This window comes from Gymnodinialimonas sp. 57CJ19 (genome assembly GCF_038396845.1).
Taxonomy (GTDB): Bacteria; Pseudomonadota; Alphaproteobacteria; order Rhodobacterales; family Rhodobacteraceae; genus Gymnodinialimonas.
In genome coordinates, this window is the sequence record NZ_CP151587.1 from 2,879,072 (window position 1) to 2,905,214 (window position 26,143).

25 protein-coding genes and 4 tRNA genes are annotated in these 26,143 nt (G+C 61.7%); 11 read left to right on the plus strand and 18 right to left on the minus strand.

Annotated elements, in window-relative coordinates; translation table 11 throughout:
- Window positions 1–778: 778 nt before the first annotated feature.
- Window positions 779–863: transfer RNA gene (locus AADW23_RS14130), tRNA-Leu, on the minus strand.
- 114 nt (window positions 864–977) lie between these two features.
- On the opposite strand from AADW23_RS14130, the gene AADW23_RS14135 reads away from it, so the two are divergent.
- The 8 genes from AADW23_RS14135 to gluQRS all read left to right on the plus strand — a co-directional run bounded on the left by AADW23_RS14135 (window position 978) and on the right by gluQRS (window position 8,749).
- On the plus strand, window positions 978–1,556 hold the full coding sequence (locus AADW23_RS14135; RefSeq protein WP_341861586.1) for a YqaA family protein: 579 nt from the start codon (window positions 978–980) through the stop codon (window positions 1,554–1,556).
- A 14-nt stretch (window positions 1,557–1,570) separates the two neighbouring features.
- The gene (locus AADW23_RS14140; protein ID WP_341861587.1) at window positions 1,571–2,053 is read left to right on the plus strand and encodes a disulfide bond formation protein B; all 483 of its coding nucleotides are present in this window, start codon (window positions 1,571–1,573) and stop codon (window positions 2,051–2,053) included.
- 143 nt (window positions 2,054–2,196) lie between these two features.
- Window positions 2,197–4,950: a DNA gyrase subunit A gene (gene gyrA, locus AADW23_RS14145; protein WP_341861588.1), complete on the plus strand. Its 2,754-nt coding sequence runs from the start codon at window positions 2,197–2,199 to the stop codon at window positions 4,948–4,950.
- Complete coding sequence (locus tag AADW23_RS14150) at window positions 4,943–5,176, plus strand: hypothetical protein (protein WP_341861589.1); 234 nt, start codon at window positions 4,943–4,945, stop codon at window positions 5,174–5,176. The genes gyrA and AADW23_RS14150 overlap by 8 nt, the downstream gene beginning before the upstream one ends.
- On the plus strand, window positions 5,169–5,537 hold the full coding sequence (locus AADW23_RS14155; protein WP_341861590.1) for a DoxX family protein: 369 nt from the start codon (window positions 5,169–5,171) through the stop codon (window positions 5,535–5,537). Before AADW23_RS14150 ends, AADW23_RS14155 begins: the two co-directional genes overlap by 8 nt.
- Window positions 5,538–5,854: 317 nt before the next feature.
- A complete protein-coding gene (trmFO, locus tag AADW23_RS14160; RefSeq protein ID WP_341861591.1) occupies window positions 5,855–7,216 on the plus strand; it encodes a methylenetetrahydrofolate--tRNA-(uracil(54)-C(5))-methyltransferase (FADH(2)-oxidizing) TrmFO in 1,362 nt (453 codons plus the stop codon).
- Between the two features lie 31 nt (window positions 7,217–7,247).
- Window positions 7,248–7,856, plus strand: coding sequence for a methyltransferase domain-containing protein (locus AADW23_RS14165; protein WP_341861592.1), 609 nt, complete (start codon window positions 7,248–7,250; stop codon window positions 7,854–7,856).
- Window positions 7,853–8,749 (plus strand): tRNA glutamyl-Q(34) synthetase GluQRS, encoded by an 897-nt coding sequence (gene gluQRS / locus AADW23_RS14170; protein WP_341861593.1) that lies wholly within the window; start codon window positions 7,853–7,855, stop codon window positions 8,747–8,749. The genes AADW23_RS14165 and gluQRS overlap by 4 nt, the downstream gene beginning before the upstream one ends.
- Before the next feature lie 227 nt (window positions 8,750–8,976).
- Here gluQRS and hisI read toward each other — a convergent pair whose 3' ends face one another.
- Window positions 8,977–9,339 carry a phosphoribosyl-AMP cyclohydrolase gene (gene hisI, locus AADW23_RS14175; protein ID WP_341861594.1) on the minus strand — a complete coding sequence of 121 codons (363 nt, stop codon included), beginning with the start codon at window positions 9,337–9,339 and terminating at the stop codon, window positions 8,977–8,979.
- 83 nt (window positions 9,340–9,422) lie between these two features.
- On the opposite strand from hisI, the gene AADW23_RS14180 reads away from it, so the two are divergent.
- Window positions 9,423–9,875, plus strand: a complete 453-nt coding sequence (locus AADW23_RS14180) for an iron-sulfur cluster assembly scaffold protein (RefSeq protein ID WP_341861595.1) — start codon at window positions 9,423–9,425, stop codon at window positions 9,873–9,875.
- Between the two features lie 349 nt (window positions 9,876–10,224).
- Here the strand turns inward: AADW23_RS14180 and AADW23_RS14185 are convergent, their stop codons facing one another.
- The 5 genes from AADW23_RS14185 to AADW23_RS14205 all read right to left on the minus strand — a co-directional run bounded on the left by AADW23_RS14185 (window position 10,225) and on the right by AADW23_RS14205 (window position 16,188).
- A complete protein-coding gene (locus tag AADW23_RS14185; RefSeq protein ID WP_341861596.1) occupies window positions 10,225–10,347 on the minus strand; it encodes a hypothetical protein in 123 nt (40 codons plus the stop codon).
- Window positions 10,348–10,493: 146 nt separating this feature from the next.
- Entirely contained in the window at window positions 10,494–12,596 is a 2,103-nt protein-coding gene (gene recG, locus AADW23_RS14190; protein WP_341861597.1) for an ATP-dependent DNA helicase RecG, read from the minus strand.
- Window positions 12,589–14,859: an NAD-dependent DNA ligase LigA gene (ligA, locus tag AADW23_RS14195; RefSeq protein WP_341861598.1), complete on the minus strand. Its 2,271-nt coding sequence runs from the start codon at window positions 14,857–14,859 to the stop codon at window positions 12,589–12,591. The genes recG and ligA overlap by 8 nt, the downstream gene beginning before the upstream one ends.
- 224 nt (window positions 14,860–15,083) lie before the next feature.
- Window positions 15,084–15,800, minus strand: a complete 717-nt coding sequence (ctrA, locus tag AADW23_RS14200) for a response regulator transcription factor CtrA (protein WP_341861599.1) — start codon at window positions 15,798–15,800, stop codon at window positions 15,084–15,086.
- A 106-nt stretch (window positions 15,801–15,906) separates the two neighbouring features.
- On the minus strand, window positions 15,907–16,188 hold the full coding sequence (locus AADW23_RS14205) for a DUF1153 domain-containing protein (protein ID WP_341861600.1): 282 nt from the start codon (window positions 16,186–16,188) through the stop codon (window positions 15,907–15,909).
- 130 nt (window positions 16,189–16,318) lie between these two features.
- Between AADW23_RS14205 and mnmA the strand changes: the two genes are divergently transcribed.
- Window positions 16,319–17,461 carry a tRNA 2-thiouridine(34) synthase MnmA gene (gene mnmA / locus AADW23_RS14210; RefSeq protein ID WP_341861601.1) on the plus strand — a complete coding sequence of 381 codons (1,143 nt, stop codon included), beginning with the start codon at window positions 16,319–16,321 and terminating at the stop codon, window positions 17,459–17,461.
- A gap of 205 nt (window positions 17,462–17,666) precedes the next feature.
- Here the strand turns inward: mnmA and AADW23_RS14215 are convergent.
- The 8 genes from AADW23_RS14215 to soxR form a co-directional block, all read right to left on the minus strand.
- Window positions 17,667–17,743: transfer RNA gene (locus AADW23_RS14215), tRNA-Asp, on the minus strand.
- Between the two features lie 280 nt (window positions 17,744–18,023).
- A tRNA-Asp gene (locus tag AADW23_RS14220) sits at window positions 18,024–18,100 on the minus strand.
- A gap of 84 nt (window positions 18,101–18,184) precedes the next feature.
- The gene (locus AADW23_RS14225; RefSeq protein ID WP_341861602.1) at window positions 18,185–19,159 is read right to left on the minus strand and encodes a DMT family transporter; all 975 of its coding nucleotides are present in this window, start codon (window positions 19,157–19,159) and stop codon (window positions 18,185–18,187) included.
- Between the two features lie 128 nt (window positions 19,160–19,287).
- Window positions 19,288–20,220, minus strand: a complete 933-nt coding sequence (locus AADW23_RS14230) for a pirin family protein (protein WP_341861603.1) — start codon at window positions 20,218–20,220, stop codon at window positions 19,288–19,290.
- Between the two features lie 93 nt (window positions 20,221–20,313).
- The gene (locus AADW23_RS14235) at window positions 20,314–20,694 is read right to left on the minus strand and encodes a hypothetical protein (RefSeq protein ID WP_341861604.1); all 381 of its coding nucleotides are present in this window, start codon (window positions 20,692–20,694) and stop codon (window positions 20,314–20,316) included.
- A 340-nt stretch (window positions 20,695–21,034) separates the two neighbouring features.
- Window positions 21,035–21,110, minus strand: a tRNA-Val gene (locus AADW23_RS14240).
- Window positions 21,111–21,162: 52 nt separating this feature from the next.
- Window positions 21,163–21,771, minus strand: coding sequence for a histidine phosphatase family protein (locus AADW23_RS14245; RefSeq protein ID WP_341861605.1), 609 nt, complete (start codon window positions 21,769–21,771; stop codon window positions 21,163–21,165).
- Window positions 21,764–22,264, minus strand: coding sequence for a redox-sensitive transcriptional activator SoxR (gene soxR / locus AADW23_RS14250; protein ID WP_341861606.1), 501 nt, complete (start codon window positions 22,262–22,264; stop codon window positions 21,764–21,766). The genes AADW23_RS14245 and soxR overlap by 8 nt, the downstream gene beginning before the upstream one ends.
- A gap of 72 nt (window positions 22,265–22,336) precedes the next feature.
- Here soxR and AADW23_RS14255 point away from each other — a divergent pair, with 72 nt between their 5' ends.
- Window positions 22,337–22,543, plus strand: a complete 207-nt coding sequence (locus AADW23_RS14255; protein WP_341861607.1) for a hypothetical protein — start codon at window positions 22,337–22,339, stop codon at window positions 22,541–22,543.
- Between the two features lie 53 nt (window positions 22,544–22,596).
- Here AADW23_RS14255 and AADW23_RS14260 read toward each other — a convergent pair whose 3' ends face one another.
- Genes AADW23_RS14260 through AADW23_RS14270 form a run of 3 tightly spaced genes read right to left on the minus strand, consistent with a single transcriptional unit; the run spans window position 22,597 to window position 26,050 of the window.
- Complete coding sequence (locus AADW23_RS14260; RefSeq protein WP_341861608.1) at window positions 22,597–24,591, minus strand: TRAP transporter fused permease subunit; 1,995 nt, start codon at window positions 24,589–24,591, stop codon at window positions 22,597–22,599.
- Complete coding sequence (locus tag AADW23_RS14265) at window positions 24,591–25,064, minus strand: DUF1850 domain-containing protein (protein WP_341861609.1); 474 nt, start codon at window positions 25,062–25,064, stop codon at window positions 24,591–24,593. Before AADW23_RS14265 ends, AADW23_RS14260 begins: the two co-directional genes overlap by 1 nt.
- On the minus strand, window positions 25,064–26,050 hold the full coding sequence (locus AADW23_RS14270; RefSeq protein WP_341861610.1) for a TAXI family TRAP transporter solute-binding subunit: 987 nt from the start codon (window positions 26,048–26,050) through the stop codon (window positions 25,064–25,066). The genes AADW23_RS14265 and AADW23_RS14270 overlap by 1 nt, the downstream gene beginning before the upstream one ends.
- Window positions 26,051–26,143: the final 93 nt, after the last annotated feature.

The following is a 26,143-nucleotide window of genomic DNA, read 5'->3' on the forward strand; positions in this document are numbered from 1 at the left end:
GCCCAAGGGCGGCACGCACAAGAATGTTCCAAGTGGAAGGAGAGGATCGAGACACGGGTCTCGACAGGACGATACTACGCCTCGACGGTCGTAGCTCGCACCGATTGCCAACGCAGTCATTCTTGACCGGTCTTCTTAACGGCAACACCCCTCCCGCGTTTTCACGCGACATTCGTGTGCGGCCGCCCCCGTGGCCTATTTGCAGACATCGCCCCCCAGTTGGGCTGAGTGAGAGATACCCCAAAGAATTGAGTAAGGAGAAGGGAAATTTTTAGAGAATGTGTCAACTTTTGGGTCAGACTGGGGCTGAAACGGCATGGTGTTGGCCGTGTTTTCGCCATGATTGTTTCGAGATCACAAAATCGCCACATTTGGAAACGCCTGTTTTTCTTGCCGCAAACGTTGCGTTCTTGCCCCTTGGTCAAAGCAGCCCAAAGCGAGCGATTGGCGCTTCTGCACGATTGTCGCCAATCCAGCAACAAACGCGAACCGACGTAACGGAAACAGTCTGTTGCCAGCAGTGCACCGCTACGACACGCAAAACCTGACCATTTGGACATGTCCTTCCGGTCAGTTGCGCATTTTCAGAATTAATCCAACCGAATCGGAGCGATAGCGCCACGGGCGTTTTGGCGAGAAGGTGACGCCGGGCGCGGTGGCCCTGGGCCAAGGCTTTGCCGCATTCGTGCCACATAGCGACATGCCGGAAACACACGCCCCGAAAAATGGCAACGCCGGGGCGAACCCCGGCGTTTGTCGTCGTCTTCTTGCGAAGGGCTGGTACCCGAGGTCGGACTCGAACCGACAAGCCTCGCGGCGGGGGATTTTGAATCCCCTGCGTCTACCAATTCCGCCACTCGGGCCCTGTGGCGACCGGATAGCGCCCCCGGACGGCGCCGTCAACACGCTGTAAGCCTCCGCTTGCTCCCTTGTGCGCGATACGTCACTAAGCGGGCGAATTATATGAGGACGCCAAGATGCTACGCCGCCTTTATGACTGGGTTATGGGCTTTGCCGGACACCCCAATGCACTATGGGTTTTGGCGATTGTAAGCTTCGCGGAAAGCTCGGTTTTTCCGATCCCGCCCGACGTCTTGATGATTCCCATGATCCTGGCGCGTCCATCGCGGGCCTGGCTGATTGCGGGGGTGTGTCTTGTGGCCTCGGTTCTGGGCGGGCTTCTGGGCTACGCCATCGGCGCTTTTGCGTTTGAAGAGATTGGCCGCCCGATCTTTGAAGCCCTTGGCAAGATAGAGCGGATTGAACAGTTCAACGAGCAGTTCAATGACCTGAGCTTCTGGCCTGTGCTGATCGCGGGTCTGACGCCCTTCCCCTACAAGGTGATCACGATCATGTCGGGTTGGACTGGCTTGCCCCTTGGCACCTTTATCGTCACATCTATTATAGCACGTGGTTTGCGCTTCTTTATTGTGGCGGCGCTGCTGTGGAAATTCGGCGCCCCGATCAAGGACTTCATCGAGAAGCGTTTGGGCCTGATGTTCATCCTGTTCTGCCTGCTTTTGGGCGGCGGGTTCTATGTGTTGAAGTTCCTGTAATGGAGAGCACGATCATGACACGGCGCAATCTTATCTTACTGGCGGGCTTGGGCTCTGCCGCGCTGTTTGGCGGCGCGCTCTACTTTCAATATTGGGTGGGGCTTCTGCCTTGCACCATGTGCCTGTGGCAACGCTGGCCGCACCGCATCGCCATCGGCCTGGCGTTGGTGGGCGTGGTGTTCCCCCGTGCGGTCATCGCATGGCTCGGCGGGCTGACCATGGCAGTGAACGCGGGCATCGCGCTACTGCACACGGGCGTAGAGCAACGCTGGTGGGACGGCCCGCAGGTCTGCGGCGCGGGCGCGGCACAAGATGTGGGCAGCTTGTCGATGGAGGATTTGTTCGACACCACCACCGGGCCCCAGATTGTCCTGTGTAACGAGGCGGCCTGGCATTTCGCCGGGCTGTCGATGGCCAGCTGGAACGGCATCTTCTGCGTTGTGCTGGCGGGTATTTGGCTGACCGCCGCCCTGACGAAGGAGAAGGCACGGGCGTAACCGCCCTGCCCCTCGTTTTTCAGCCCCTCCTCGGCCTCTACGGGGCCTCCTCGCAGTGTGATCGCGCCATTGCACCCCATATCGGGGGCAGCTATAGTCCGCTCAACAAAATATAGCGTATAACACGACGAACGGGCGGACAAATGACCGACACTCCTGAACCCCCTGAAAACGACGGGGAAACCCTGCCCGAGCGGCCCGAGTTTTCCGGCCCCTCGATCGACATTTCGGCGGAGATGAAGACCTCGTTCCTCGACTATGCGATGTCGGTGATTATCTCTCGGGCGATCCCGGACCTGCGCGACGGCCTCAAGCCGGTTCATCGCCGCATTCTGTTCGCGATGCACGAGACCGGGAACACCCATGAAAAAGCCTACCGCAAGTCGGCCCGGCCTGTGGGCGACGTGATGGGCCAGTACCACCCCCACGGCGACAGCGCGATTTACGATGCACTGGTGCGGATGGCGCAGGATTTCTCCATGTCGCTGCCCCTGCTGGACGGGCAAGGCAACTTCGGCTCCATGGACGGCGATAACCCCGCCGCGATGCGCTACACCGAAGTGCGCATGGATAGCCCGGCTGCCTATCTTCTAGAAGATATCGACAAAGACACCGTCGATTTTCAGGACAACTACGACGGCAAACAACAAGAACCCACGGTTCTGCCTGCCCGCTTCCCCAATATGCTGGTGAACGGCGCGGGCGGTATTGCCGTTGGTATGGCCACCAATATTCCGCCCCACAATCTGGGCGAAGTGATTGATGCCTGTCAGGCACTGATCGAGAAGCCGGACCTGTCCTCGGAAGAGTTGATCCAATATGTCCCCGCCCCTGACTTCCCCACGGGCGGGATCATTCTGGGCCGTTCCGGCGCGCAGAAGGCGTATCTGGAGGGGCGCGGCAGCGTCATCATCCGCGCCAAGACCCGCGTCGAGGAGATCCGCAAGGATCGCTACGCCATTGTCATCGACGAAATCCCCTATCAGGTGAACAAGTCGAGCATGATCGAGCGCATTGCCGAACTGGTCCGCGACAAGAAGATCGACGGGATCAGCGGCGTGGCCGACGAATCCGACCGGATCGGCGTGCGTGTGGTGGTGGAGTTGAAGCGCGACGCCACGCCCGAGGTGGTGCTGAACCAGCTGTTCCGCTTCACGCAGATGCAGACAAGCTTTGGCTGCAACATGCTGGCGCTCAACGGTGGCCGGCCCGAGCAACTGACCCTGCGCGCGTTCCTGACGTCGTTCCTCGATTTCCGCGAAGAAGTCGTGGCGCGTCGCACTGCGTTCGAGTTGCGCAAGGCCCGCGACCGGGCGCATGTGTTGTGCGGTTTGGCCGTGGCGGTTTCCAACGTCGATGAAGTCGTGGCAACGATCCGCGCCTCCGCCGATGCGCCCGCCGCCCGCGCGGCCCTGATGACCCGCGCGTGGCCAGCCGAGGAAATCCTGCCGTTCATCAAGCTGATTGATGACCCGACCCATACGGCCAACGAAGACGGCACCTACAACCTGTCGGAAACGCAGGCCCGCGCCATTCTGGAGTTGCGCCTGCAACGCCTGACGCAACTGGGCGTCAAGGAAGTCACCGACGAGCTGGAAGAGCTGGCAGGCAAGATCAAGGATTACCTCGCCATCCTCGCCTCGCGAGAACGGATCCTGGAGATCATATCCAACGAATTGGCCGAGGTGCGCGCGAAATTCGCCGTGGACCGCCGGACAGAGATTGTCGAATGGTCCGGTGACATGGACGACGAAGACCTGATCGAACGCTCGGATCAGGTCGTCACCATCACCCAAGGCGGCTACATCAAGCGCACGCCACTGGCCGACTTCCGGGCGCAGAAGCGCGGCGGCAAGGGCGTGTCCGGCGGCTCTATGAAGGACGACGACGTCGTGACGTCGATGTTCGTCGCCAACACCCACACGCCGCTGCTGTTCTTCACGACCAGCGGCATGGTCTACAAGCTGAAGACATGGCGCTTGCCGTCGGGAAGCCGCTCCAGCAGGGGCAAGGCCATCGTGAATATCCTGCCGATCGAAACGGGCACCGGGATTGCCGCGATCATGCCCGTGGACCGGGATGAGGATCACTGGGGCGAGTTGCAGGTCGTCTTCTGTACCGACCGCGGCACCGTGCGCCGCAACGCGCTGAGTGATTTCGCCAATGTCATGCGCAACGGCAAGATCGCGATGAAGTTCGAAGGCGACAGCGAAGGCTGGCGGATGATCAACGCGCGCATCGCCTCGAACGACGATGACGTGATGCTGGTCACCAAACAGGGCCGCGCGATCCGGTTCCCGGCCACTGACGTGCGGGTCTTCAACTCCCGCGCCTCGACCGGTGTGCGAGGGATTCGCCTTGGTACGGACGATGAGGTCGTCTCGATGTCGATCATCCGGCACTTCGATGCAGAAGCCTCGGAACGTGCCGCCTACCTCAAGCAACGCCGCCTGATGGCGGGTGTGACCGAGGAAACGGAAACCGATGAGGATGACGTGCCCGAGGGTGATCTTTCGCCAGAGCGTTACGCCGAAATGAGCGCGGCCGAGGACCTGATCCTGACGATCACCTCGGGCGGCCTTGGCAAGCTGTCCTCGTCCCATGATTATCCCGTGCGCGGTCGCGGGGGCCAAGGTGTCAGCGCCATCGACAAGGCAATGCGCGGCGGCACGCTTGTGGCCAGCTTCCCGGTGGAGATGGACGACCAGATCATGCTGGCGACCTCCACGGGTCAGAGCATTCGCGTGCCAATCGACGGCATCTCGTTCCGGTCCCGCTCTGCGGGTGGCGTGAAGGTCTTCAACACGGCCAAGGGCGAGGACATCGTCAGCGTCGCCTATATCGCCGACCAGGGTGATGAAGACGCCGAGGTGATCGAAGGTGGAGAGGATGTCTGATACCGACACCTTTCTGACCGTGGCGTTCACGGTCATGATGCTGATGCTGGCGATCATGCTGATCGTCGGCATCCCGCGCGGGCGACGGATGCAGAAGACCAACGAGCAGATCGAAGCCAACCAGGCGCGTCAGATCGAGATGCAGGAGCGCCAGCTTGCTGCCGCCGAGCGCAGTGCCACTGCGATGGAGCGGGTCGCCGCGGCCCTGGAACGGCGCGGTGAGTGACCTTCTGGCGCTTGTCGGGCGGCTCCTTCTGGCATCGCTGATGCTGGCTGGAACGGTCCAGAAGATCTCTGACCCCACCGGTGCGGGCGCCCTGCTCGCGTTGGCCAACCTGCCCGCCGGGCTGCTCTGGCCCGCCGGCATTTTCACCACTATCGCGGGCGTGGGCATCGCCCTCGGCCTCTACACCCGTCCCCTCGCACTCGCCGCCGCCGCCTACTGCATCGTCACCTCCTGCTTTCACATCCTCATGGATGACCCGTGGCAGATGACCATCGCTTTCAAGAACTGGACCATCGCGGGCGGCTACCTGATGCTCGCCGCCCACGGCCCCGGCCGCTTCGCCCTGCACCCCACCGCGTGAGTCGGGAACCGGGTCAAGGATCGCAGACCGCGCCTGCGCGGCGCCGTAGGCGTCCTTGAGGCGGATCGCGACTCGCAGATACCCTTGCACTGGCCTGTTTACGGCAGACCTGCCCGTAAACGGCCTCTCAGCAATTCATCCCAAGCCAACACCCCGAATTAGCCTACCCATTCGGGCTCACGCCAACCCCACACGCCAAACAAAAGAACAAAGCCCCGCCATTTCCGGCGTGCACCTACACCTGAAATCCGGTTCCCCCCTTTCCAGTATGCACTCGTGGCTTTCCCTTTTCATAAGAACTCCCTACATCACCCCCCATGAAACAGTCATCACAACTTACAATCATCGGCGGCGGTATGGCCGGGTCCGAGGCCGCCTGGCAGGCCGCCAACATGGGCGTTTCCGTCAAAATCATCGAGATGCGCCCCAAGGTCGAAACCTTCGCCCATCGCACCGGCAACCTGGCGGAAATGGTCTGCTCCAACTCGTTCCGCTCTGACGACAGCGAGCAAAACGCCGTGGGTCTGCTGCATTGGGAAATGCGTGCGGCGGATTCGGTCATCATGCACACCGCCGACGACCACAAGCTGCCCGCGGGCGGTGCGCTGGCCGTCGATCGTGATCCCTTTGCCGAGGCCGTGACGGCCAAGCTGCAAGCCCATCCGAATATCGAGATCGCCTACGGCGAAATCACGGACCTTCCCACCGATGGCCCCACCATCATCGCCACGGGTCCGCTGACCGGCTCCAAACTCGCCGACGCCATCGCGCGCGAGGCTGGCCAGGACGCGCTGGCCTTCTTCGATGCCATCGCCCCCATCGTCTACGCCGACAGCATCGACATGGATATCGCCTGGCGCCAGTCGCGCTATGACAAGGGCGACACGCTGGAGGAACAGCAAGCCTACATCAATTGCCCCCTGACCCATGACCAGTACGAGGCTTTCATCGACGCGCTCCTGGCCGCCGACAAGACCCAGTTCAAGGAGGGGGAAACGGCGGGCTACTTCGACGGCTGCCTCCCCATCGAAGTTATGGCCGAGCGGGGCCGCGAGACCCTGCGCTTTGGTCCGATGAAGCCCGTGGGCCTGACCAACCCCCATGACCCGCAAACCAAGGCCTACGCCGTGGTGCAGCTGCGCCGCGATAACGCCTTGGGAACGCTCTATAATATCGTGGGCTTTCAGACCAAGATGACCTACGGCGCGCAAAAGCAGGTCTTCGCGATGATCCCGGGCCTGCATGAGGCCTCCTTTGCCCGGCTCGGTGGCATCCACCGCAATACCTTCATCAACTCGCCCACCCTGCTGGACGCTCAGATGCGCCTGCGTTCAAAGCCCCACATCCGCTTCGCGGGCCAGATCACGGGCGTTGAGGGCTACGTCGAGTCCGCCTCCATGGGCCTTCTCGCGGGCCGCATGGCCGCCGCTGAAATCCTCGGCCAGACCCTGCCAGAGGTCCCCAACACCACCGCCATGGGTGCGCTCGTGACCCACATCACGGGCGGCGCGGACGCCAAAACCTTCCAGCCAATGAACGTCAACTTCGGGTTATTTCCCCCGGTTGAGGGCCTCAAGGGTGGACGCAGGGGCCGCAAAGACCGCTATAAAGCCTACACGGACCGCGCCAAGGAGGCATGGACCCAGTGGCTATCTCCTTCAGAGGCAGCCGCACAATAGCTCATAAGCGGCCATAGGTGGGAGATCGCGCATGCCAGATACACCATTCTTGTCAAAGGTCTACGACCTCAAAGGCGATGGCGTGCGCGACTACTACGATCAATGGGCCGACACCTACGAGGCCGAGATCACCGCCAACGCCTATGCCACCCCGACACGCTGTGCCGCAGCGCTTGCGGCGACAGGCTTGGCCAAAACCGCCCCGATCCTCGATTTCGCCTGTGGCACGGGCCTCTCAGGCGAGGCTTTGTGGGCCGAGGGTTTCCGCGTTATTGACGGCGTGGACCTGTCGGATGCAATGCTGACCAAAGCGCGGGCAAAAGACATCTACCGAACGCTCACCAAGGCCCAAGCCGACGCTCCGCCCCCCGTGGCCCCGAACACCTACCAAGCCATCACTGCAATCGGCGCCATCGGCCCCGGCGCCGCCCCAGCCGAGGTGATCGCGCCCCTCGTCTCAGCCCTGCCCTCAGCCGGCTATTTCGTCATCTCTCTCAACGATGTGGCCCTAGAGGCGCCGGAATTCCCGGCGGCGCTTGCCGCCCAAGCCCATCTCATGGAGCTGATCTCTGAAGAACGCGGCGCGCATCTGCCCGGTATCGACGTCATGTCCACGGTTTACGTGTTCCGTCGCACGTGATTACCCGCTTCGCCCCCTCTCCCACCGGGCCTCTGCACTTGGGCCATGCCTATTCCGCGATCCTGGCCCATGACATGGCCCGTGCTCAAACCGGCACCTTCCTCTTGCGGATCGAAGACATCGACCGCCAGCGCTCAAAACCTGAATGGGAAACACAGATCATCGACGACCTTCGCTGGCTCGGCCTCGATTGGGACGCCGAGCCTCTGCGCCAATCCACCCGACTGCCCGCCTACCGCGCCGCTCTCCAAACGCTCTGGCAGGACGACCTGCTCTATCCCTGCACCTGCAACCGTCGCGACATCCTCGCCGCTGCATCCGCCCCCCATGAGGGAGACCCACCCATGGGCCCCGATGGGATCATCTACCCCGGTACCTGTCGTGGCATCCACGCCGGGTCAGGCCGACGGCACAGCGACGTTCCCCTCCCACAAGATACGACCCTTCGCCTAGACATGGGTAAGGCCGTGACCCGCGTCATGGACGCACGCAGGACCGAACATGGCGCTAAAACCTTCGCGTCATTCTCCGAAACCGGACGGCGCCCCAAGGGTCTGATCGAGTTCACAGCAACCGAGATGGAACAGAACATCGGCGATATCGTCCTGTCGCGCCGTGATTTCCTGGGCTCCTATCATCTCTCCGTCGTTCTCGATGATGCCGCCCAAGGCATTACCGATGTGATCCGCGGCGATGACCTTTTCGCCGCCACCAAAATCCACGTGATCTTGCAACGCCTCCTCGGAGTGCCCACGCCCACCTACCATCACCACGCCCTGATCCGTGACAACCACGGCCGCCGCCTCGCCAAACGCGACGATGCCCGCGCCATCCGTACCTACCGCACTGAAGGCGCCAGCCCCGCCGACATCCGCCACCTCGTCGGCCTCTGACCCCTTCATCTTTTCAAAAATATCGCCGGGGGTCTGGGGGGCTGGCCCCCCAGTTAAAGAGGCATGGTCTGGGGGACTGGCCCCCCAGTTAGAGAGGCTTGTTCAACAGGGCTCGCCCCCCCCATTAAAAAAGCATAGTCTGGACGGCTGGCCCCAGTTAGACGCGATCGATCCAAGGCCTGCTCCCGCACCCAAGCACCACACCCCTCCGCAAAACCAGCACCTCCTCACCCCATCGGCGCCATCAACTCAACCTCTTCGCCGTCAACGACCGAGGTGTAAAAACACACCCGCCGGTTCGTGTGACACGCGGCGCCCTCTTGCTGGACCACCGCCAACAAACAATCCCGGTCACAATCTATCCGCAAATCTACCAAAGCCTGGGTGTGACCGCTGGTCTCTCCCTTGACCCAAAAGGCTTGGCGTGACCGACTCCAATAGGTGACCCGCCGCGTTTCCAAGGTCTTTGCCACCGCTTCTGCGTTCATCCACGCCATCATCAGGACCTCACCGGTGCCTTCCTGCTGCGCGATACAGGGGATCAACCCGTTCACATCATAGCGAAGTGTTGCCCTATCAAAGTCTTTCATCGGGTCGTCCTCTTTGCAAATGGCCCACGCGACGCTACTTACGTCATGACGGACCCGAAAGGCAAAGCCCCGAAAGGCGAACGATGGCAGCGGATAGCGATCTGATTAAACTCTACTCTCAACGCATACTCGCGTTGGCAGCGGACATCCCCCATCGTGGCGCGCTCAAAGCCCCCCAGGCGCGGGTAAAGAAACGCGCGCCGCTATGTGGCTCGACCGTGACCGTTGAACTTTGCCTGACCGACGACAAGGTCTCCGCCTTCGCCCAGGACGTCAAAGCATGTGCCCTTGGTCAGGCGGCCGCAGCCCTTCTCGGACAGCACGTCATCGGCCGCACGAGGCTCGAGGTGGAAGCCGCCCGCGATGCCCTGAAAGCGATGCTCAAATTCGACGGCCCGCCCCCCGGCGCCCCTTGGGAAGGTTACGAGGTGCTCGAACCCGCGAAAGAATACCGTAATCGTCACGCCTCCATCATGCTCGCCCTCGACGCCACCGCCGAAGCCATGGCCGAGGCCGAACACGCCGCCTGCGCCTAGACGCCCCAGTCTTTTGCAAAAGACTGGGAAGATCCTTGCAAGGATCTTCCACACCGCGCCGCCATTTCCCCAAAAAAAACGCCGCGCATCCCGGACAAGGATGGCGGCGTAGTAATGCGTATCCGTGACGTCCCGAGGCATGGGACTAAGGGCGAGGCAAATCGTGTTTGGGCCGGGACAAGTGGCGCAAACGAAACCCGTGGATCGCAGGCAGAAAACGGGCGCAGTCTGGAAGGTTTCAGGTCTCTCTCAAGTCCTGCTGCGCGAAAAATCTAGGGGTGGGACAACTCCTTGCGGGGCGGCGGGCGGGTCAGATACCGACAGGGGCAAAAATACAGGGGGCGAAAATTCAGACCAGACCGGGCAGATGCAGCATCCCAACCGTCATCAAGGCGAGTGCCACAACGCCTGCCAGATCATACATCAGCGTATCGCGCGAACGGGCGAGAATTTGAGCGGCTTGTGCAATCATCGGGGCGTCTCCTGTATTACCGAACGTCTGGGTAGGTAACGTCTTTGTTGCATCTTTGTTCCCACGTTCCGCTAAAATTGTAAAGAACTTTTTGAGAACATTTGAGAACAAAGCGTGTTCCGTTCTCGTTTTAGACCTCCCCAGCCTTACCCTACGTCCAGTAGTCGGATCGCCTTGTCTTGCTCCATCAGCCACAAAAGTACCCTTGCAGACTGCCCGCGTGCCCCTTCCAAATCGGGGTCGAGCGTCAGCAACGCCCGTGCGTCGCTTTGGGCCAGCGCCATCAGCGCGCTCTGCTCTTCAAGGTTGGCGACGCGGAACCTGGGCAGCCCCGATTGCGCTGTTCCGATCACGTCGCCCGCGCCCCGGATCGCCAAATCTTCCTCGGATATGCGGAAGCCGTCCTCGGTCTCTCGCATCACTTGCAGGCGGCGGGTGGCGGTTTCGCCCAAAGGTGCGCGGTACATCAACAGACAGGTGGACTCCGCCGATCCTCGCCCCACTCTTCCCCTTAGTTGGTGCAATTGCGACAGACCAAAATTCTCCGCCTGTTCAATTACCATGATCGAGGCATTGGGCACATCCACCCCCACCTCGATCACCGTGGTCGCCACCAACACCCTTGTTTCGCCCGCTTTGAAGGCCGCCATCACGGCGTCTTTTTCCTTCGGCTTCATCTGCCCGTGGACCAGCGCCACTTTACCCTCTCCGAAGGCCGCGCGGAGCATCTTGAACCGCTCTTCTGCGGCGGTCGCGTCATAGACCTCGGATTCCTCCACCAACGGGCAGACCCAATAGGCCTGCCGCCCCTGATCCAACGCGCCGCGCAGATGCGCCACCACTTCATCCATCCGCGCCGTTGAAATCAGCGCCGTTTTCACTGGCGTGCGCCCCGGCGGTTTTTCGTCCAACACGCTCACATCCATGTCACCGTATTGCGCCAGGGACAGCGTGCGCGGGATCGGCGTGGCGGTCATCACCAGCACATCTGCCATCTCGCCCTTTTGGCTCAGCCGCACCCTTTCGCGGACCCCAAAGCGGTGCTGTTCATCCACCACGGCCAAACGCAGGCTGTTGAACGCCACATCGTCTTGGAACACGGCGTGCGTGCCCACGAGGATGTGGATATCGCCCCTTGCCAACGCGGCGAGTTTACCTTGGCGATCCTTACCCTTGTCCGCGCCGGTCAGCACCTCGCACACCACGCCTGCGGCATCCGCCAGAGGTTTGAGGTTCAGGTAATGCTGCCCCGCCAGGATCGAGGTCGGGGCCATCATCACCCCCTGCCCGCCCGCCTCTACCGCGACCAGCAGCGCCATCAGGGCCACCAGCGTCTTGCCCGCGCCGACGTCCCCTTGCAGCAGGCGGTTCATCCGCTGCGGCTTGGCCATATCTTCGGAAATCTCCTGGATCGTGCGCAGTTGCGCCCCGGTCGGCGTATAGGGCAAAGCCGCCAGCACCTTGGCCCTTAGCTTTCCGTCACCTTCCGAGACGAGCCCGGCCTTGCGCCGCCGGGTGTTCCGCGCCAGTGCGAGGGTCAATTGGTGGGCAAACAGTTCATCATAGGCGAGCCGTTCGCGGGGCAGCGCGGCACGGCTGAGATCGCTTGCGTTCTTTGGCGCGTGGACGGCTTGGATCGCCTCGGACCACGCGGGCCAATCGCGTTCCTTAACGGTGTTAAGATCTATCCATTCGCCCAGATGCTCGACCTTGGTTAACGCCGATTGCACCGCTTTGTGGACGCCGCGTTGGGTTAGACCTTGGGCCAGGGGGTAGACCGGCTCGTATTCGGGAATGGTCTCGGCCTCTTCGGGGGGGAGCATATGGTCAGGATGGGCCATCTGCGCCACACCGTCATAAAGCTCCACCTTGCCCGAAATGACCCGCCGCGCGCCGGTCGGGTGTTGGCGTTCCAGATAGTCTCCGCGGGCGTGGAAGAACACGAGTTGGAAAGAGGTCTGCGCGTCCTCCACCTCAATCCGATACGGGCCACGCCCCTTGGGCTTGATGTGGGCGCCGATGGTAACCTCGACCGTTGCCGGGCCCGGCAGAGGTACATCGCGGATGGAGGCGCGGCGGGTGCGGTCCAGACCGCCCGCGGGCAGCGTAAAAATCAGATCGCGGGGCGTTTCCACGTTAATGCCGCTGTAGTTCTTGGCCGTCTTCGGGCCGACACCATCCAAAGTTTCCAATCCCGCAAACAGCGGAAACAGGATTTCGGGCCGGCCTTTGGGAAGGTGATCAGCCATCGCCGATCCGGTCCAGCCATTGATCTTCGGTCAGCAACTCAATCCCTAAGTCCTTGGCTTTCTTTTCTTTTGATCCGGCCCCCGGCCCCGCCACCACGATATCTGTCTTGGCCGAGACCGAGCCCGAGACCTTCGCGCCAAGCGCCTCGGCCCGCGCTTTCGCCTCGGATCTTGTCATCCGCTCCAGTGATCCGGTGAACACAATGGTCAGGCCCGCCACGGCACTTTGGGTGGCGCGCGCTTGCGGCGGAACGTCGGTGACCTGCGCAATAAGGCGGTCGATCGAGGCCCTTTCGCGCGGCTGTTGGAAGGTGGTCACGAGCGACACAGCAACCGTCGCGCCGATCCCGTCGATGCCGGTCAAATCCTCCCATGCGGCCTTGGCGGCGGCGGGCGTGCCGGCCCACGCCTTGTCGCGCTCCGGTTGCAGCGAGGCGCGGCGCCCCATGTCGGCGGCGGCTTTGCGTTCGGCGATGATGGCCGCCTCGGCCCTCAGGTGCGCTTCGGCAGCCGGCGCAGCCGCGTCGATGGTTTCGGCCAAGGCGTCCCACGTGCCGAAATGCCGGGCCAAATCACTTGCCGCAACCTCGCCCACATGGCGGATGCCCAGGGCAAATATCAGGCGGTGCAGGGCGATTTCCCGTTTATCTTCGATGGCGCTGAACAGGCTGGTGGCCGATTTCTCGCCCCAGCCCTCGCGGTTCTTGAGCTGTTGCAGCCCCTCGCCGTATCTTTCCCGCAACAAAAAGATATCCGCAGGTTCTGAAATCCATTCGTCCAGATAGAAAGCCTCGGCCTGCTTTGCGCCGAGGCCGTCGATGTCGAAAGCCGCGCGACTGACGAAATGTTTTAGCTTTTCAACGGCTTGTGCAGGACAGATCAGGCCGCCGGTGCAGCGTCGTACCGCATCGCCTTCTTCGCGGATTGCAGCCGACTGACACTCCGGGCAATCGGTTGGATAGACGTAGGGCTGCGCATCGGCGGGGCGTTTGGACAGGTCCACATCCGCCACCTTCGGGATCACGTCGCCTGCGCGGTAGACCTGCACCCGGTCGCCCACGCGAATGTCCTTGCCCACCCCGTTTTCATCGGGCCGGATCGGCCCGCCATTGGCGTCGCGCCCGGCGATGTAATCCTCATTGTGCAGCGTCGCGTTGGACACGACAACGCCGCCCACCGTCACTGGCGTCAGCCGCGCAACCGGGCTGAGCGCGCCGGTGCGGCCGACTTGAATGTCGATGGCCTCAAGGGTGGTCCACGCCAGTTCGGCGGGGAATTTATGGGCGATGGCCCATCGCGGCGTGGTGGAGCGCATCCCAAGGCGTCGCTGATAGTCGAGGTTGTCAACCTTGTAGACGACGCCGTCGATGTCATAGCCCAGATCAGCGCGCCCCTCCTCGATACTGGCGTAATGCGCCAGCATCTCCTCGCAGCTGTGACAAGTTTTGGTGAGGTCGTTGATGGTGAAACCGAGGGATTCTAAAGTCTTAAGCGCCTCGGACTGGGTTTCTCCCAGAGGGGCGCTTAGCTCGCCCCAGGCATAGGCGAAGAACTTCAGGGGGCGCGATTTGGTGATGGCCGCGTCCAACTGGCGCAAAGATCCGGCCGCGGCGTTGCGGGGATTGGCGAAGGGTTTGGCGTCGTGGCTGATTTGGCGTGCGTTCAGGGCTTCGAAATCGGCGTGGCTCATGTAGACCTCGCCACGCACCTCCAGGATGTCAGGCGCATCCGTCAGGGTTTGCGGAATGTCCGAGATCGTGCGCGCGTTTTGGGTGACGTTCTCGCCCACGGCTCCGTCCCCTCGGGTCGCGGCGGAAACGAGGGTGCCGCCCTCATAGCGCAGGGACAGGGAGAGCCCGTCAATCTTGGGTTCAGCGGTGAAGGAAAGTGGCGCGGCCTTGGACAGGTTGAGGTAGCGCCGGATGCCGGCCACAAAGTCCCGGATATCTGCCGCGTCGAAGCCGTTGGAGAGCGATAGCATTCGTTGGCTGTGGGTCAGTTTGGCAAAACCCGCCGAGGGGGCCGCGCCCACTTGATCGCTGGGGCTATCGGCGCGTTTAAGCGCGGGAAACGCCGCTTCGATCGCGGCATTCTCTCGCTTCAGAGCATCATAATCGGCGTCGGAAATGTCGGGGGCGTCTTCACCGTGGTAGGCGGCGTTGGCATCGCTCAGGATCGCAGCGAGTTCTGCCAAGCGCTTCGCCGCCTCATCGTCCGAGAGCTGAGCCGCCAAGTCGGCCGCGTCGGTGAGTGGTTGTGACATGCGCGCCCCCAAAGCTGCAAATACGTGGGTGTTGTGATAGGAGGCGGCGCGGGATTGGTCCAGAGATCAGACAGCTTCAGAGCGTCAATTTCCGGCCCCGCCCGTCCTCGGTGAACAAAAAAACGGCCCAGGAACTACCGGGCCGCCTTTCGCGTCATCTCGAACATATTCAGACGAAGCCCCCGCATCGTCGGAACGTCGGGACGCTCATGGTCGCGTTAAACTTATCCAGTGGCGGCCATGTCCATGTTCATATCGGCAGCAGAAACCGGATCACGCAGAACGTACCCGCGGCCCCAGACCGTCTCGATGTGTGTATTCCCACCGGTCGCTTCCGACAGTTTTTTGCGCAGTTTGCAGATGAAAACGTCGATGATCTTCAGCTCAGGCTCATCCATTCCGCCATAGAGATGGTTCAAGAACATCTCTTTGGTTAGCGTCGTGCCTTTGCGCAGGGATAGCAGTTCAAGCATCTGGTATTCTTTGCCCGTCAGATGGACCGGCGTGCCGCCCACATCGACTGTCTTCGCATCAAGGTTTACAGAAATCTTACCGGTATTGATCACCGATTGTGCGTGGCCTTTGGAGCGTCGGATGATGGCGTGAATTCGGGCAACCAGTTCTTCGCGGTGGAACGGTTTGGTCAAATAGTCATCGGCCCCGAAACCGAAACCCTTCAATTTGTTTTCGGGGTCATCAAGCCCGGAAAGAATGAGGATTGGCGTTTCCACCCGAGCTGTGCGCAAATGGCGAAGGACATCATGACCAGAAACATCGGGCAGGTTCAGGTCCAGAAGGATGATGTCGTAATCATACAGCTTCGCCAGGTCCATCCCTTCCTCACCAAGATCGGTCGCATACACGTTAAGGTTCGCGTGCTTGAGCATCATTTCGATGCTCCTCGAAGTGGTGGGATCGTCTTCGACTAACAATACTCGCATACTCTTAACTCCAGGTAACTCACATCCGATACGCCTAGTTTTCGTCTAAATAGTTAACACGAGGTTACCTACCCGCAGACTTTTCACCGAAACATCTAATTCTTTTTTATTCGGTTTCACGGAATTTCTGTATGGCCGTTGTTTTGAGCGCTTTTTCTCCATGCTTCTCCACGGCGTCTGTCCAGCAGCTAAGTTCCTCTTCCGAAAGGGAGTAGGTGCGAATCGCCTCCTCCGCGCTGAGCAGACCATGGGCGACCGCGCGCACCACCGCCGCTTTTCGGCTGGCCACCCACCGCGTTGTGTCCGGCGACGGCAGATCAGATCGCGTCATTGTGCTGCCGTCAGGCAGTGACACTGCATGCGGCCCTTGGATTTTCCTGATATACATCTCGGCCTCAATTTTTCATTCATCTAAACGAGTGATGGCCCATGAGGTTTAACATCGGGTAAGCGAACCTTGTGATATGTCGCCTTTTTCCTATATTTCGCACACGCCCCCCTGATTAGGACAGTTTTCCATGGCTCTCGACCGCCCCCACGGCCTGAATTCTTTAGGTTTTGCCAAAGCTCCCGCCGACACCCGAGTTGTGGTGGCGATGTCTGGCGGGGTGGATTCGTCCGCCGTTGCCGCGCAATTGGCCGATGAAGGCTATGATGTGGTGGGTGTCACCTTGCAGCTTTACGACCACGGCGCGGCGCTGGCCAAGAAAGGTGCGTGTTGCGCCGGCCTCGATATTCGCGACGCCGCGCGGGTGGCCGAAACGATGGGCTTCCCCCATTACGTGCTGGATTACGAGAACGTCTTCAAGGACGCCGTGATCGACGAGTTCGCCGATTCCTACCTTGCTGGCGCCACCCCGGTGCCCTGTATCCGCTGCAATGAGCGGGTGAAGTTCAAGGATCTGCTGGAGACGGCAAAAGACCTCGACGCCGATTGCATGGCGACGGGACACTATATTCAACGCAAAATGGGCGCCCACAAGGCCGAGTTGCACTCCGCCGCCGATGCCGCGCGCGACCAGTCGTATTTCCTGTTTTCGACCAAGCAAGAGCAGCTCGATTTTCTGCGCTTCCCCTTGGGGCATCTGGAAAGCAAGGCCGAGACCCGCGCGCTGGCCGCGAAATACGGGTTGAGCGTGGCCGACAAGCCAGACAGCCAGGACATCTGCTTCGTTCCCAACGGCAATTACGCCGCCGTGATCGAGAAACTGCGCCCCGGCGCGGCCGACCCCGGGGACATCGTCGACATGGAGGGCAACGTGCTGGCGCAGCACCGGGGTGTGATTCACTATACCATCGGGCAACGGCGCGGGTTGGGGATCGGCGGTCTGGAAGACCCGCTCTATGTGGTAAAGCTGGACCCGGACACGCGGCAAGTGATCGTCGGCCCGAAAGAAATGCTCTCGACCCGCACGGTGCCTGTGCGAGAGATCAACTGGCTCGGCGACGTGCCGTTCGACAGCCAGGAGTCATGGGAGTTGGAGGTCAAAATCCGCTCTACCCGTCCGCCCCGTTCCGCGGTGATCCGCCCGCTTTCCGCCACCGAGGCGGAGGTTGAGCTTATCGTGGCCGAGGAAGGCGTCAGCCCCGGTCAGGCCTGCGTGTTCTACGCCCCTGAAGGCGGCCGCATTTTCGGCGGCGGCTGGATTCACAGGGGCTAAGGGCCTTTTCCGACTGTCCCGCGCCACCGCAACGCCATTCTTGCCCGAAGGGCCACCGGAGGCGCGAAAGCGCCTCCCCCCCCCCCGCGCGAAGCGCGACGGGATAAATGCGCACGTCCTCAAGTAGCCCGAAGGCCGTTACGGCAAGCGTGATCGTCCTCAAGGAGCCCGAAGGGCGGTAGGACACTAAAAGGAAGGGGATAAGTGGCGCGGTTGACGGGACTCGAACCCGCGACCCCCGGCGTGACAGGCCGGTACTCTAACCAACTGAGCTACAACCGCGCGTGGGGTCGAGATAACGACGCGCTGCGATGCGGTCAAGCGGGAAACTGTCGGTTTTCGGGCGAATTTTGCGGTAATCCATATTGCTCCGTTTTTGCGCTTATCAACGGGCGAATGCGGTCTGATTTCGGATGTTGCCGGGTGGGTGATTTGGCCCCCTTCGTCCCAATCGCGTAAAGGGTGATTGCGACGCTTCCCCCCCCACGAAGCGCGGCAGCACGGTCACAGCCGTCCTCAAGTAGCCCGAAGGGCGGTAGGACAGTAAAAGGAAGGGGATAAATGGCGCGGTTGACGGGACTCGAACCCGCGACCCCCGGCGTGACAGGCCGGTACTCTAACCAACTGAGCTACAACCGCGCGTGAGGGGTGGGATAACGACGCCGTGCGGTGCGGTCAAGCGGGCGCGGGCGATGAATTCGAGGAAATTTTCTCACAGCCGCCCTATCCGCGGCGAATGGGGCGTTCTGCGGCGGGCCCAATGCCTGAACTTCGGCGCTCTCGGGCGAAAACATAGAGGCCCGCGCCAGCGATCAGGGCGGTGCCAAGCAGCATGACCCAACCGGGGCGCTCTCCGAAAACCAGCCACCCCAGGAAGATCGCCATCGGCAGGGCTGCGTACTCGTAGGAGGCCACGGTTGCCGCATTGCCGATCCGGTAGGCTGCCGACAGCGAGTAGCCGATCAGCGCCGAGGTCACGCCAAGGACGATGAACTTCCAGATGTCGTCCGGTGCGGGCCATATCCAGGCACGCAAAAGGAAGATAAGGCTTTCGCTTTCCACGCCCTCGGCGTAGCGGCCATGGCCCACGGCGAAAAATGACACGACCGAAACCACGATGAAGGCCAACTGGATGTAGATCGCCATGGCCGAGGCTGCGGATTTTGCGCCCAACTTCCGGGTCATCACCTGCATGCCCGCATAGCACGCAGCCGCGATGATCGGCAGCAACATCGCCGCGCGGGGGATCTCGGACCAGTCATTGGCGGGCAGCATCATGACGGCCACGCCCACGAACCCGATGAGAAGGGCCGTCAGACGGTGGCGGCCCACCTTCTCGCCTAGAACAGGAATGGCCAGCAGCGTGATGAACAGCGGCGCCACGAAGAACAGCGCCGTCGCCACCCCCAGCGGCATGACGGAAAGACCCGCGAAATACAGCATGTTGGCCGAAACGATCAGCGCCGCCCGCATGAGGTGCAGGCCGGGACGATCCGTCTTGAGAATCTGCCAGCCGCCCTCGAACCAGACGAAAACGCTGGTGACTACAATGCCGATGACCGAGCGGATGAACACCATCTGATGCAGCGCATAGCCGCCAGACAGGAACTTGATCAGCATGTCGTTGACCGAGATGCAGGCCATGCCGATCAGGATCAGCACAATGGCGCGCAGCGGCGTGGCGTCGGGGGAACTCATCAGCTGGCATCCCGTGGCATGGGCCGCCTAGGGCGTTGGAAAATATCGAAGAGTTGCTTCATTCTCGCACGGTGGCGAAACCCTTGACCAACGGCAAGGGCAATTGCGCAGGATGGTTCGGGAAACCGTCAGGGAAGCGGAACGTGCTCGGCATTGTCGGTGGGGGGCAGCTGGAACCGGCCATGCATCCAATCCCCCTCTCGCCACGCCTCTTTCGCCGCGTCTATCTTGTCCCTCGAGGACGCCACGAAATTCCACCAGATATGGCGTGGGCCGTCCATGGTGTCTCCACCCAGGATCATTACCCTTGCGCCCTGCCCGCCTGCGGTCATGGCAATCTTGTCGCCGGGGCGAAACACCATCATCTGACCCCGCTCAAACTCTTGTCCGGCCACCGTCACCGATCCGTCGAGCACATAAGCGCCGCGATCCTCGTGATCTTCGGGCATGGGCAACGCCGCGCCCGCCTCTAGCAGAGCATCGGCGTAGAACATGCGCGAGGGCGTTTGAACCGGTGCCACCTCTCCGTAGGCATCGCCAAGGATCAGGCGAAGTTGCTTGCCCTCGGCCTCGAGCAGCGGCAGATCACCTTTGGCGGCATGGGCAAATGCCGGATTGCCGTCTTCCACGTCCTTGGGCAGCGCGATCCATGTCTGAAGCCCCGACAGCGTGTAGGGCGCGTTCAGCATCTCGCCGTCCACCCGCTCCGAATGGGTAATCCCGTGGCCTGCCGTCATCAGATTCACTGCTCCCGGCTCAATCCATTGGTCGGTGCCCAAGCTGTCGCGGTGGTGAAACTTGCCCTCAAACAGATACGTCACCGTGGACAGGCCAATATGGGGATGGGGCCGGATATCCACCCCCTGCCCGGTCAGAAATTCCGCTGGCCCCATCTGATCGAAAAAGATGAACGGCCCGACCATCTGCCGCTTTGGCGCGGGCAACGCGCGGCGCACTTCAAAATCACCGAGGTCACGGGCCCGAGGGACAATCACTGTCTCAATCGCGTCCACATCGGTGCCGATAGGATAATGCGTGTCGAGGATGGGGTTCCAGCTCATGGGTCAGGCTCTTTTGTTGCAGGAGGGAATATAGCTGCTCCGCACAGATGCGCATACTCGACCAATAAAAACGACCGCTGTGCGCAGGCGCACCTAGATCGCCTTCAACCCGAACATCTCGGTGCCCGAAATCGGCTGGTTCGCGTCCGCCAACTGGAACCCGGTAATCAACCGCACCACCAGCCACACGAACCAGAAAAGCCAGACCAGGAAGCCGACGATAAACAGCATCAGCACAAGCCCAACAACAATCATCAGCAATCCCCACCAGAACGTGGCGATCTGAAAGCTGAGGTGCGTGTCCAACGTCGCATCCTTGCCCCGCTCCACATAGGCGTAGATCAGCCCCGCAAGGGCCGCGAGGGGGAAAACGACGCCCGCCCCATAGAGCACGTAGATGATGATCGCCGATTGCATCGGCTTCCCGTGACCGGGGGCGTTAATCGGCTTTTGCGGTGTGTCGGGGTCCATCATCTTGCGCTCCATCCTTGGGGAAATCCAAGTTTGGCTGTGATACGTATATGGGTCAACTGCCGGAATGCCCGCCCTTGGGCACGGCGGCAGTATCACGGTAGACCAAGGAAAGTGGTGGGTCGTGAGAGGCTCGAACTCCCGACCCAGAGGATTACAAAAGAAATCCGCGCGGGTCGGGCCATCGTCGCCGTGCTTGGGCGGCAGTATCACGGTAGAGCAAGGAAAGTGGTGGGTCGTGAGAGGCTCGAACTCCCGACCCAGAGGATTACAAAAGAAATCCGCGCGGGTCGGGCCATCGTCGCCGTGCTTGGGCGGCAGTATCACGGTAGAGCAGTAGAAGTGGTGGGTCGTGAGAGGCTCGAACTCCCGACATCTTCGGTGTAAACGAAGCGCTCTACCAACTGAGCTAACGACCCCACGGAGCGCGTGATAGCGTGAGGAATTGGCACGGGCAAGAGGCAATCTGGATCATTTCTGCGATGAAGCCTCTAATCGGTGCTCTGCCCCCTCATTTAAACGGTAAACGATGCCCTGATCGTGTCCCAGATCGGCCATTTCTTCGCGGGGTAGTCCCAGGATCAGCCCGCGCAGCACCAAGGAGGTGATGCCGTGGGTGACGCAGATGGTGGGCTGATTCACTTGGTGCAGGCACTCAACCAGCCGCGAACGCAGGGCGTCGTAGCTTTCGCCGCCGGGTGTGTTGAGGGACAGCTCAAACAGGTTCGGGTGGGCCCGGGCCGCGGGGTCTTCGGCCAGAAAGTCGTCGCGCCGGCGGCCTTGCCAGTCGCCCATGTGGACCTCGGCCAAACGCGGTTCGGACCGGACGGCGCGCGACGCCAGCCCTGAGGCCTCTGCCGCGATCGCCCAGGTGCTTTTCGCGCGCCCAAGGGGGCTGACCCAGACCGAGATTTCGGGATAACGCGGCAAGATATGATCCGCAATGATCCGCCCCTGTTGCGCGGCCTGGGTGCGGCCCAATTCCGTGAGCGGCGCGTCCAGATGGCCTTGGCAGCGACCTTCGCGGTTCCACGTCGTCTCGCCATGGCGCAGGATATAGAGGGGGGGAAGGTCACGCATCGCCTTGGGCTTTCTCGAAGCTTGTGTCCATCTCTGCCCGATCTTCAGGCCCGCCGTTCCATCGCCTTGGGCCAGCCCCTTTGGCGGCAATGCGGTCATCGGGGTTATACAGGGGGCAAGCCGTCATCGACAGGCATCCGCAGCCGATGCACGCCCCCATCTGATCGCGCAGGCGCAACAGCGTTTCGATCTGGTCGTCCAGACGGTCCGCCCATTGGGTTGCGGCATGGGCCCAATCGGCGGCGCTGATCTTGCCCTTTGGCAAGCCATCGAACAGGGCTTTGATCTCGGACAGGGGCACGCCGACCGATTGCGCGGTGCGGATGATGGCGACGCGGCGCAGCTCCTTGCGCTCATAACGGCGGTGGTTGGCGCTGTTGCGGGCCGAGCGGATCAGCCCTTCGGCCTCGTAAAAATGCAGCGTGGACACGGCGACACCAGCACGCTCAGCCATTTGGCCGACGCTGAGGTCGGTGGACATCTTACCGGACATTAGCGCTTTACCTCAAGTTAGCTTGAGGTTGTAGCGTCTAGAAATCGCAACGATTCGCCAAGAGGTATTCCAATGACGTTCCATGTTGATTTGCCCCGTTCCACCGCCCCTCCGCGCCCCGGCCCTTCCCTTGCGGAAGCATGGCGGAGGTGGTGGTTGCGGGCCGCGCAACGCCAGCCAATGCACCACCTGCGTGACGTGACGCTTGATCCCCACATGGCGAAAGACCTGGGGATGCCACTGCGCAGTCCGCAGCGCCATGACCTAGGGTTGATGTAGAATGCACACCCATAGCCACTCGGGCGCGGGCCGCATGGGCCCGCGGCCCCTGTCTAGGCGGCTGAGGTCTCCGGACCTGCGGGTGGTTGTGCACCCCGCGCCTGCCACCAGTTGAGCGCCAGCAAGATCACGATCAGCACCGCCCCCACGACTTCCACCGTGAAATTCGGCCAGAACAGCGCGACGACGCCGGGCACCAAGGCCACCCGCATCCACATCGGCATAGGGGCCCAAAGGTAGCCCTCCAACGCTGCGGCGAAGGCGGCAAGGCCAAGAACGGCAATCGCGCCGCTCCAGATCACGACCGGCACCTCGCCGCCCATGATGATCTCAGGGTTAAAGACCATGAACAGCGGGATCAGATAGAGCCCCTTGGCGTATTTCCACGCCTGAACGCTTGTCTCCATCGGTTTTGACCCGGCAATCGCTGCCCCCGCAAAGCCCGCGAGCGCCACGGGGGGCGTCACGTTACTGTCCTGCGAGTACCAGAACACCACCAGATGGGCGATCAGGATCGGCATGCCGAACTGCTCGGTCAGGGCGGGGCCGACTAGGATAATCAACACGATATAGGCCGCCGTCACCGGCAGGCCCATGCCAAGGATCAAGCTGGCCAACAGCACGAGGATCAGCGCCAAGACGATGTTGCCGCCGGAAAACGCGATCATCATGGCCGAGAACTTCAGGCCCAAGCCGGTCAGCCCCACGACCCCCACGACAATGCCCGCAACGGCGCAAGCCATGGACACGGCGACCGCGTTGCGTGCGCCCAGTTCCAGCGCCTCCAGCGTCAGCGAAAGCCCCTTGCGGCACATGGCGATAAAGCCCGCCGTCGTCGGGCCAGAGGCCGCGAAGGTCCACAACGCACGGGCCGAGGCGGCGGCGATGATCGACAGAATTGCGTAGAAGCCCACGCGCATGGGCGAATAGCCCGCCACCAACAGCGCGATCAACGCCACAAGGGGCAGCAGGAAATGCCACCCTTCGGCCAGCACTTCGCGGGTTCGGGGCAGGTCCGCCACGGATAAGCCCTTCATGCCCTGTTTTACCGCAGCGATATGGACCAGCAGGTAAACCGTGCCGAAATACAGAACCGCCGGGAAGATCGAGACGAGCACGATGTCCACATAGGACACCCGCGTGAACTCGCTCATCAGAAAGGCCCCTGCCCCCATGAGCGGCGGCATGATCTGCCCGCCGGTGGAGGCTGCAGCCTCGATCCCGCCGGCCTGCGCCGGACGGTAGCCAAGCTTTTTCATCAGCGGAATGGTAAACGCGCCCGTGGTCACCACATTGGCAATCGCCGATCCCGAGATTGATCCCATGCCAGCCGAGGCGATCACGGCCGCTTTCGCCGGGCCGCCCCGTTGCCGCCCCGTCGCGGCATAGGCCAGATCAATGAAGAACTTGCCCGCGCCGGTGACTTCCAGAAACGCGCCAAACAGCACGAAGATAAACACAAACGTCGCCGCAACGCCCAAGGGGATGCCGAAAATGCCCTCTGCGCCCAAGGTCATCTGGCTTGAAAGACGCTCTAGCGAATAGCCGCGATGGTTCAGGATGCCGGGCAACCAATCGGCCAGAAACGGCAGCTCTCCCCTCCGGCCCGCAAAGGCGTAGGCGATGAACCCCGCGCCGATGATCGTCATGCCAAGGCCCACGGCGCGGCGTGCCCCTTCGAGCACCACAACGATGGTCATCACGCCGATCCACACGTCGATGGTGCGCGGGAAAATCTGGTTGGCGATGGTGTCGATGTTCACCGGCACCCAAGCGCCCGCGACGATCCCGGCGCAGATCAACGTGCCGTCAATGATCCACCCCAACACGCCGCGCGGACGGTCACGGCCAAAGGCGGGGTAGATCAGGAAACACAGAACCAGAATGAACCCGAGGTGAATGGGGCGCTGGAAGAACAGACCCAGAGGCTGCACGCCCGCCGCATACAGTTGAAACAGCGACAACGCGATGCCGATCACGGCAATCACACGCAGCACAAACGCTGGTTGCGGTGCGGGTTCGGTCGGGACTTCTGTGTCGGTGACCATTACTCAGCGCTCCTTACCAAAGCGATCCGCACCCGCTCTCGCGGGGCAACAGCGGAGAGGGACACAATCGTATCGCCCACCCGCAACCGATGATCGACAGGCCCCAGACCCGGACGCAACACATAGGCGTCCCCCGGTACGGGCTCATCAATATCGAGAATGAAATATCCGCCCTGCCCGTCAGACACCTGCGTGCCCCGGCCGGGAATGTGATCGAGCCCTGCGGCGAAATCCGGCAAATGCGAGTGCACCAGCACCATCCGCCCTTCGCGGTTCTCATAGCAATCGGTGACCTCGAACCCTTCGACCGAATGATGCCAGAGCACGCACCATTCCGTCCCCTCGGGGACCGATAGTCGCGTAATTTCCCGGCCATCCTCATGGGTGGCGACAAGGTCATCGGCAGCACCGGGGCCGGCCACACATAGCAGGAGGAGGGCAAAAAGCCCCCCTCTTACAGTCGTGTCACGCATCACTCGCGCAGGTGGTCCGGCACATCCGCGCCGATTTCGTCATAGTAACGAAGGGCACCGGGGTGCAGCGGGATCGGCGTGGCCGACATGGTGAATTCGACCGTGGTTTCATTCGCTGCGGGGTGCACGGCCTGCAATTCGGCAATGTTTTCAAACATCGCTTGGGTCAGGGCGTAGGCCAGATCGTCCGACATCTCGGACGATACGGTCAGGACGTTGGGAATACCCAGAACGGCCACATCGGCGTCCACGCCGTTGTAGCTGCCGCCGGGCAACGTGGTGGTCGCAAAGGTGCTGTGAGCGCCCATGGAAGCGGCCAATTCGTCCTCGGACAAGCTGAGGATCACGATATCTTGCGTCGTGGCCAGGTTGAGGATCGACGACGTCGGCGCCCCAACGGACCAGAAGCCCGCGTCGATATCGCCGTTTGCCAGCGCATCGGCGGTCTCATTGAAGTTCAGGCGCTGTTCGTCGATGTCATCGTAAGAGATGCCATTGGCCCCAAGGATCGCAGAAGCGTTCACTTCCGTACCGGACCCGGGCGCGCCAACGGAAACGCGCATGCCCGCCAGATCGGAAAGCGAGGTGATGCCGCTGCCCTCAAGGGTCACGATGTGCACCATGTTGGCGTAAAGCGAGGCGAGGCCGCGCACCATGGGCAGTTGCTGACCGTCAAAGTTGCCGGTGCCGTTGTAGGCATGGGCGACCGTATCGGCCAAGGCAATCGCCAGATCGGCGTCGCCGGTGGCAATCAGGCCCATATTCTCGACCGATGCGCCGGTGACTTCTGCGGTCGCCGAATAGCCTTCGACGTGGTTGTTAACGATCTCGGCCAGACCGCCGCCGACGGGGTAATACGTCCCGCCTGTGCCGCCCGTGGCGATCGACAGTTGTTCTTGTGCCACTGCCGGCGCAGCAAATGTAATCGCGGCCAGCGCCGCCGTTCCAAGCAAGCATACGGGCTTGCGGATCAAGTGATTGAACATAGTTTCCTCCCTATCGGGCGTCACGCCCGTAACCCCGGTTTTTTCCGGAGACTGGAGGACAATAACAACCCTTCCAAGGGAATAACAACGGCC